At 69.5% G+C, this 8,406-nt stretch carries 6 protein-coding genes; 5 read left to right on the forward strand and 1 reads right to left on the reverse strand.

Features of this window, described 5'->3' with window-relative positions; all coding sequences use genetic code 11:
- Positions 1 to 98: 98 nt before the first annotated feature.
- Positions 99 to 953, reverse strand: a complete 855-nt coding sequence (locus ACZ7NC_RS10655) for a rhomboid-like protein (protein ID WP_471486807.1) — start codon at positions 951 to 953, stop codon at positions 99 to 101.
- 148 nt (positions 954 to 1,101) lie between these two features.
- Here ACZ7NC_RS10655 and ACZ7NC_RS10660 point away from each other — a divergent pair, with 148 nt between their 5' ends.
- From ACZ7NC_RS10660 to ACZ7NC_RS10680, 5 genes are all read left to right on the forward strand, one after another.
- A complete protein-coding gene (locus ACZ7NC_RS10660) occupies positions 1,102 to 1,779 on the forward strand; it encodes a spermidine synthase family protein (RefSeq protein WP_471486809.1) in 678 nt (225 codons plus the stop codon).
- Positions 1,780 to 1,911: 132 nt separating this feature from the next.
- Complete coding sequence (locus tag ACZ7NC_RS10665; RefSeq protein ID WP_003997964.1) at positions 1,912 to 2,649, forward strand: response regulator transcription factor; 738 nt, start codon at positions 1,912 to 1,914, stop codon at positions 2,647 to 2,649.
- Complete coding sequence (locus ACZ7NC_RS10670; RefSeq protein WP_471486811.1) at positions 2,646 to 3,752, forward strand: sensor histidine kinase; 1,107 nt, start codon at positions 2,646 to 2,648, stop codon at positions 3,750 to 3,752. Before ACZ7NC_RS10665 ends, ACZ7NC_RS10670 begins: the two co-directional genes overlap by 4 nt.
- 281 nt (positions 3,753 to 4,033) lie before the next feature.
- Positions 4,034 to 7,855: a multifunctional oxoglutarate decarboxylase/oxoglutarate dehydrogenase thiamine pyrophosphate-binding subunit/dihydrolipoyllysine-residue succinyltransferase subunit gene (locus ACZ7NC_RS10675; protein WP_471486813.1), complete on the forward strand. Its 3,822-nt coding sequence runs from the start codon at positions 4,034 to 4,036 to the stop codon at positions 7,853 to 7,855.
- Positions 7,856 to 7,975: 120 nt separating this feature from the next.
- Positions 7,976 to 8,158, forward strand: a complete 183-nt coding sequence (locus ACZ7NC_RS10680; protein ID WP_356575099.1) for a DUF6104 family protein — start codon at positions 7,976 to 7,978, stop codon at positions 8,156 to 8,158.
- Positions 8,159 to 8,406 lie beyond the last annotated feature (248 nt).

Genomic DNA, 8,406 nt, shown 5'->3' on the forward strand with positions numbered 1-8,406 from the left:
TCCCGGCGACCGACACGCTGCGCCGCGCGGGCACCGAGTTCGCGAGCCTGTGGGGTGGTCGGGGTGGTCGGGGTCAGCGGAGTGGCGGGGCGTGGGATTTATGGCGCGCCACGCCGTATATGCGGTCGCCCGAGGCCGACTGAGTCCGCACGGCTCCAGCGGCGCACCAGCGGCCACAGCCCGACTCCGATGACCAGGGCCGCCAGATGCCCCCAATTGGTCAGCGGGTCCGCGAGGTTCAGCAGGTCCTGGATCAGCATCCCGCCGAACAGCACCAGCACGGGCCACCGCAGCCACGGCCGCAGCAGGCCGGCCAGCGCGCCGATGCTCGTGGCGACGCCGAAGCTCACGCCGTAGTCCATGCGGTGCAGCGAGCTGTCGGGAAGGCGCCCGACCAGCACCGCCAGCCCCACCGGGACCTCGGTCGCGAGGGTGGCCAGGACGTGCCCGGCCAGGAAGACAACGGCCGTGCGCGCACCGCCGATACGCCGCTCCAGCGCGGTCGACACCAGCAGGAAGCACAGGGTGTACGGCGCCACCAGCCCGCCCGCGATCCACAGCGCGCTGGCGAGCAGCACCAGCACGGGCGTGCGCACAAGGTGCGCCACATCGGTGCTGGAGCCCTGGTGGAGGGCGTGGACGAGGGCCGGGTCGGCGTATGTGGCGATCAGGGAGGTGGCGGTCAGTACGACGGCGTAGGCGAAGGTGAACGGGGTGCCGATGGGGGTGGGGAGCAGGCGCCAGGGACGGAAGGCGCGGGGGCGGGGATCGGGCGCGCCGACCTCGGAGGCGGCCGGTGTCGGTGACGGAGGCGCGATGGCGCTCGTCGCGGTGACGCCCACCGGTCCGCGCTGCCGCGGCATCCCGTCCAGCAGCCCGGCGACATCGGGCAGGCCCGCCTCACCGGACTCCGGAACCGAGCCCGTCACACCCCCGACCGCGGTCCGCTCCAAGGTGAGGCGCTCCTTCCGTTTCCCCCACCTTTCGCCTGCGACCCCCGCGTGTCTGTGACCGGCGCCACTTGGGAGCCGATTCTCAGGAACCTCTCAACTCCGCGGAAATTCCCTCGGGCGGACGGTTCGGAGCTGCGAGGATGGCCGGATGCCCACTTCGTACGACATCCCCGAAGTCCTGGACCGTCACGAAGGCCCCCACGGCGAGATCGTGCTGCGGCGGCACGGCACACTGCTGCAGATCATCGCGAACGGCTGTTTCCTGATGGACACTTCCGACGGGCGTTCGGAGCGGCTGCTGGTCGACGCGGCACTCGGCGCGCTAACCGGCCGGCCGGGGCCGCGGCTGCTGATCGGCGGCCTCGGCGTCGGCTTCTCGCTCGCACACGCCGCCGCCGATCCACGCCCCGGACGGATCACCGTCGTCGAGCGCGAGAGCGCGATTATCGGCTGGCATCTTGACGGACCCTTGTCGCACTTCTCCGCCCGCGCCCTCGCCGACCCGCGCACCGAGATTCTGCAAACTGATCTCGTGGCGTACGTACATGAGACTTCCGCCACGTATGACGCCCTCTGCCTCGACATCGACAACGGCCCCGGGTGGACCGTCACCGAGGGCAACGACAGCCTGTACTCACCGGCCGGACTTGCGGCCTGCGCACGGGTGTTGGAGCCGGGCGGGGTACTGGCCGTATGGTCCGCCCAGCCCTCTCCGGAATTCGAAGAAACCTTGTGTAATGCCGGATTCCAACAGGTGCGTACCGAAGAGATCCCCGTTGCCCGGGGCGTTCCGGACGTCGTACACCTCGCCGTACGACCTGGATAGCCGTGGCGCGGTGACTCCCCGTACTCTGCTCACCTGACGCGGATCATTCAAGCGTCAATCGCAAGCATGCGCAGGCATAGCCAGTCAGAGGAATCACCCCACGGATTCCGGAAAGCAACTTTGGGGCGGGCGATGGAGCAGACACACACCTCCCACAACGGCACGGCGGCGACCCCGGGCGCACAGCGCCGGGTCCTCGTGGTCGAGGACGATCCGACCATCGTGGACGCCATCGCGGCCCGCCTGCGCGCCGAGGGATTCCTCGTGCAGACGGCGGGCGACGGTCCGGCGGCGGTCGACACGGCCGAGGCCTGGCAGCCCGACCTGCTGATCCTCGACATCATGCTGCCGGGCTTCGACGGCCTGGAGGTCTGCCGCCGGGTGCAGGCCCAGCGGCCCGTGCCGGTGCTGATGCTGACCGCGCGCGACGACGAGACCGACATGCTGGTCGGGCTGGGTGTCGGCGCCGACGACTACATGACCAAGCCGTTCTCGATGCGGGAGCTGGCGGCACGCGTGCATGTGCTGCTGCGCCGAGTCGAGCGGGCCGCGCTGGCCGCCACGACCCCGCGGTCGGGCATCCTGCGGCTCGGCGAGCTGGAGATCGACCACGCGCAGCGGCGCGTACGGGTCCGGAGTGAGGATGTTCACCTCACTCCGACCGAGTTCGATCTGCTGGTGTGCCTGGCGAACACCCCGCGCGCGGTGCTCTCCCGCGAGCAGCTGCTCGCCGAGGTGTGGGACTGGGCCGACGCCTCCGGCACCCGGACCGTCGACAGCCACATCAAGGCGCTGCGCCGGAAGATCGGCGCCGAGCGGATCCGTACCGTGCACGGCGTGGGCTACGCCCTGGAGACCCCGACGCCATGAGCGACGGGCCGGCTCCGCGGAGCAGCCCCGGGGAGCCCTGGGGCGGCGTAAGTCCGTTCTCGATCAAGACCAAGCTGGGCGCGCTGGTCGTCATCGCGGTGCTGATCACCACCGGCCTGTCCATGATCGCGGTGCGCACCCAGACGGAGCTGCGCTTCATCACGGTCTTCTCGATGATCGCCACACTGCTCATTACGCAGTTCGTGGCCCATTCGCTCACCTCGCCGCTGGACGAGATGAACACGGTGGCCCGGTCCATCTCGCAGGGCGACTACACCCGCCGGGTGCGGGAGAACCGCCGGGACGAGCTGGGCGACCTGGCCGAGACGATCAACCTGATGGCCGACGAGCTGGAGGCCCAGGACCAGCAGCGCAAGGAGCTGGTGGCGAACGTCTCGCACGAGCTGCGCACCCCGATCGCCGGCCTGCGGGCCGTCCTGGAGAACGTGGTCGACGGCATCGCCGAGGCCGACCCCGAGACGATGCGCACCGCGCTGAAGCAGACCGAGCGGCTGGGCCGGCTCGTGGAGACACTGCTCGACCTGTCCCGCCTGGACAACGGCGTCGTACCGCTGCGCATGCGGCGCTTCGAGGTCTGGCCGTACCTGTCCGGCGTGCTGAAGGAGGCCAACATGGTCGCCTCCGCGCGCGGCGGCATGGCATCGGGCTCCGGCAGCCACACCCGTACGGACGTCCATCTGCACCTCGACGTCTCCCCGCCCGAGCTGACCGCGCACGCCGACCCCGAGCGCATCCACCAGGTCGTCGCCAACCTCATCGACAACGCGATCAAGCACAGCCCGGCGCACGGCCGCGTGACGGTCAAGGCGCGGCGCGGGTCCTACCCGGAGTCGCTGGAGCTGGAGGTCCTGGACGAGGGGCCGGGCATCCCGAAGTCGGAGTGGCACAAGGTCTTCGAGCGCTTCAACCGGGGCGCGGTACGCCGCCCGCACGGGCCGGGCAGTGACGGCGGTACGGGGCTGGGGCTGGCCATCGCGCGCTGGGCCGTGGATCTGCACGGCGGCCGTATCGGCGTGGCCGAATCCGAGCGGGGCTGCCGGATTCTCGTCACACTCCCGGGGCAGCCGTCAGTTCAAAGTTGACGTAAAGTTCGAAACGGAGCCACAAGATCCACGTCGGTCCCGGCAGGCGGACACGTGTGATCAGGTCCAGACCTGCGGATTCGTAGCGCCAGGTCGCGTCCCCGCCTTCCCATCTGAAGCGGAACCACGCTTGTTTCCCGCCATTTCCAGGCACGAAACACACTTTCTGATGTGACTTACGCGACGATGACCTTGCCCGGCCTGACCTTCCCGGCCATGGGGGCGTAGCCTTTATTCCCGCTGTCCATCACCTTGTGAAGCGGAAGAGGGCGGTTGCCGCCGTGTCGCCACAGTCCCCCAGTAACTCGAGCATCTCGACCGACACCGACCAAGCGGGCAAGAACCCCGCGGCCGCGTTCGGTCCGAACGAGTGGCTCGTCGACGAGATCTATCAGCAGTACCTCCAGGACCCGAATTCGGTAGACCGAGCCTGGTGGGACTTCTTCGCCGACTACAAGCCCGGCGCAGGCGCCGCGGCGCCGGCGGGTACTGCGGCCGCGGGGGCCGCAGAGACCACCACCACGGCCCCCAAGCCCGCGCCCGCCGCCCCGGCTGCTCCGGCCGCCCCGTCGGTGCCCGCGCCGGCCCCCGCGGCTGCGAAGCCCGCGGCCGCCGCGCCTGCTGCCCCGGCCGCTCCGGCCCCGGCCGCCGCGAAGCCCGCCGCGCCCGCGCCGGCCGCGAAGCCCGCTCAGCCCGCTCAGCCGAAGAAGGCCGAGCCCGCCGCCGCGTCCGCCGACGGTCCGGAGTTCGTGACGCTGCGCGGCCCGTCCGCCGCGGTCGCGAAGAACATGAACGCCTCGCTGGAGCTGCCGACCGCCACCTCGGTCCGCGCGGTCCCGGTGAAGCTGCTCTTCGACAACCGCATCGTCATCAACAACCACCTCAAGCGCGCCCGGGGCGGGAAGATCTCCTTCACGCACCTGATCGGCTACGCGATGGTGCAGGCCATCAAGGCCATGCCGACGATGAACTACGCGTTCGGCGAAAAGGACGGCAAGCCGACGCTGATCAAGCCGGCGCACGTCAACCTGGGCCTGGCCATCGACCTGGTCAAGCCCAACGGCGACCGCCAGCTCGTCGTGGCCGCCATCAAGAAGGCCGAGACGCTGAACTTCTTCGAGTTCTGGCAGGCCTACGAGGACATCGTCCGCCGCGCCCGCGACGGCAAGCTGACGATGGACGACTTCACCGGTGTCACGGTCTCCCTGACCAACCCCGGTGGCCTCGGCACCGTCCACTCCGTGCCGCGTCTGATGCCCGGCCAGTCCGTGATCATGGGCGTCGGCTCCATGGACTACCCGGCGGAGTTCCAGGGCACCTCCCAGGACACCCTGAACAAGCTCGGCATCTCGAAGGTCATGACGCTCACGTCGACCTACGACCACCGGGTCATCCAGGGCGCAGCGTCCGGCGAGTTCCTGCGCCAGGTCGCCAACCTCCTGCTCGGCGAGAACAACTTCTACGACGAGATCTTCGAGGCGCTGCGCATCCCCTACGAGCCGGTCCGCTGGCTCAAGGACATCGACGCCTCGCACGACGACGACGTCACGAAGGCCGCCCGCGTCTTCGAGCTGATCCACTCCTACCGGGTCCGCGGCCACGTCATGGCCGACACCGACCCGTTGGAGTACCGCCAGCGCAAGCACCCCGACCTGGACATCACCGAGCACGGGCTCACCCTGTGGGACCTGGAGCGCGAGTTCGCGGTCGGCGGCTTCGCGGGCAAGTCCCTGATGAAGCTGCGCGACATCCTCGGCGTGCTGCGCGACTCGTACTGCCGCACCACCGGCGTCGAGTTCATGCACATCCAGGACCCCAAGCAGCGCAAGTGGATCCAGGACCGCATCGAGCGCGCGCACACCAAGCCGGAGCGCGAGGAGCAGCTGCGCATCCTGCGCCGGCTGAACGCCGCCGAGGCCTTCGAGACGTTCCTGCAGACCAAGTACGTCGGCCAGAAGCGCTTCTCCCTGGAGGGCGGCGAGTCCGTCATCCCGCTGCTGGACGCGGTGCTGGACTCGGCCGCCGAGTCCCGCCTGGACGAGGTCGTCATCGGCATGGCCCACCGCGGCCGCCTGAACGTGCTCGCCAACATCGTCGGCAAGTCGTACGCCCAGATCTTCCGCGAGTTCGAGGGCAACCTCGACCCGAAGTCGATGCACGGCTCCGGCGACGTGAAGTACCACCTGGGCGCCGAGGGCACCTTCACCGGCCTCGACGGCGAGCAGATCAAGGTCAGCCTGGTCGCGAACCCCTCGCACCTCGAAGCCGTCGACCCGGTCCTCGAGGGCGTCTCCCGCGCCAAGCAGGACATCATCAACAAGGGCGGCACGGACTTCACCGTCCTGCCGGTGGCCCTGCACGGCGACGCGGCCTTCGCGGGCCAGGGCGTGGTGGCCGAGACCCTGAACATGTCGCAGCTGCGGGGCTACCGCACCGGCGGCACGGTCCACATCGTCATCAACAACCAGGTCGGCTTCACGGCGGCGCCGGAGTCCTCGCGTTCCTCCATGTACGCGACGGACGTGGCCCGCATGATCGAGGCGCCGATCTTCCACGTCAACGGCGACGACCCCGAGGCGGTCGTCCGCGTTGCCCGTCTGGCCTTCGAGTTCCGCCAGGCGTTCAACAAGGACGTCGTGATCGACCTCATCTGCTACCGCCGCCGCGGTCACAACGAGTCGGACAACCCGGCCTTCACCCAGCCGCTGATGTACGACCTGATCGACAAGAAGCGCTCGGTGCGCAAGCTCTACACCGAGTCCCTCATCGGTCGCGGCGACATCACCCTGGAAGAGGCCGAGCAGGCGCTGCAGGACTACCAGGGCCAGCTGGAGAAGGTCTTCACGGAGGTCCGCGAGGCCACCGCGCAGCCGTCCACCGTGGAACCCTCCGACCCGCAGGCCGAGTTCCCGGTCGCCGTCGGCACGGCGATCACCACGGAGATCGTCAAGCGGATCGCCGAGTCCCAGGTCAACATCCCCGACCACATCACCGCCCACCCGCGTCTGCTGCCGCAGCTGCAGCGCCGGGCGTCGATGGTCGAGGACGGCACCATCGACTGGGGCATGGGCGAGACCCTCGCGATCGGCTCCCTCCTGCTTGAGGGCGTCCCGGTCCGGCTGGCCGGCCAGGACTCGCAGCGCGGTACGTTCGGTCAGCGCCACGCGGTGATCATCGACCGTGAGACGGGCGAGGAGTACACGCCGCTGCAGTACCTCTCCGAGGACCAGGCGCGGCTGAACGTCTACAACTCCCTGCTGTCCGAGTACGCGGCGATGGGCTTCGAGTACGGCTACTCGCTGGCCCGCCCCGAGGCGCTCGTGATGTGGGAGGCGCAGTTCGGCGACTTCGTCAACGGCGCGCAGACGGTCGTGGACGAGTTCATCTCGTCGGCCGAGCAGAAGTGGGCCCAGACCTCCGGCGTCGTCCTGCTCCTGCCGCACGGCTACGAGGGCCAGGGTCCGGACCACTCCTCGGCCCGCCCGGAGCGCTTCCTCCAGATGTGCGCGCAGAACAACATGACGGTCGCCATGCCGACGTCGCCGTCGAACTACTTCCACCTCCTGCGGTGGCAGGTGCACAACCCGCACCACAAGCCGCTGGTCGTCTTCACCCCGAAGTCGATGCTGCGCCTGAAGGCCGCGGCCTCGAAGGCGGAGGAGTTCACGACGGGCCAGTTCCAGCCGGTCATCGGCGACGCGTCGGTCGACCCGGCCGCCGTCAAGAAGGTCGTCTTCTGCGCCGGCAAGGTCTACTACGACCTTGAGGCCGAGCGGAAGAAGCGCGGCGTCACGGACACGGCGATCATCCGCATCGAGCGCCTGTACCCGCTGCCGGGTGCGGAGCTCCAGGCGGAGATCAAGAAGTACCCGAACGCCGAGAAGTACCTCTGGGCCCAAGAAGAGCCGGCGAACCAGGGTGCGTGGCCGTTCATCGCGCTCAACCTGATCGACCACCTGGACCTGGCGGTCGGCGCCGACGTCCCGCACGGCGAGCGTCTGCGTCGCATCTCGCGGCCGCACGGCTCGTCCCCGGCCGTCGGCTCCGCCAAGCGGCACCAGGCCGAACAGGAGCAGCTGGTGCGTGAGGTGTTCGACGCCTGAGACGCTGCCCGGCTCTGATCGCGAGGCCCGGTTCCGAGTCCGTCGACTCGGGGCCGGGCCTTCGGCGTACGCCCGCCCGCCCGCACAACGCGCGTGGCGGGCACGACATATCCTCACTGCATGTACTTCACCGACCGAGGCATCGAAGAACTGGAGAAGCGGCGCGGCGAGGAGGAGATCACCTTCGAGTGGCTGGCCGAGCAGCTGCGCACCTTCGTCGACCTGAACCCGGACTTCGAAGTACCGGTGGAGCGGCTGGCGACATGGCTGGCCCGACTGGACGACGAGGACGACGACCTGTAGAGCGGGCCGTTCCCGGTACGGGCGCCCATCGCCTTTGTACGGCGATCCGTGCAGCATCCGTGCGGCTGCACGTCAGCGGCGCCCTCAGTCCAACGGCCGCACCGCGCTGTACGCCAGCCCCAGCGCCCCGTGGGTCAGCAGCACCCCTCCCGCCGCGATCCAGCCACCGCTCCGGCGTCGTAGACCCCAGACCGCCAAGACGGCGGCCCTCGCCTTTGTACGGCGATCCGTGCGGCTGCACGTCAGCG

The organism is Streptomyces sp. NPDC111802, from assembly GCF_055634335.1.

Bases quoted from the DNA above. Each gene is read 5' to 3' on its own strand.
- ACZ7NC_RS10660 (WP_471486809.1), top strand. From the start codon at position 1,102: ATGCCCACTTCGTACGACATCCCCGAAGTCCTGGACCGTCACGAAGGC.
- ACZ7NC_RS10680 (WP_356575099.1), top strand. From the start codon at position 7,976: ATGTACTTCACCGACCGAGGCATCGAAGAACTGGAGAAGCGGCGCGGC.
- ACZ7NC_RS10670 (WP_471486811.1), top strand. From the start codon at position 2,646: ATGAGCGACGGGCCGGCTCCGCGGAGCAGCCCCGGGGAGCCCTGGGGC.
- ACZ7NC_RS10665 (WP_003997964.1), top strand. From the start codon at position 1,912: ATGGAGCAGACACACACCTCCCACAACGGCACGGCGGCGACCCCGGGC.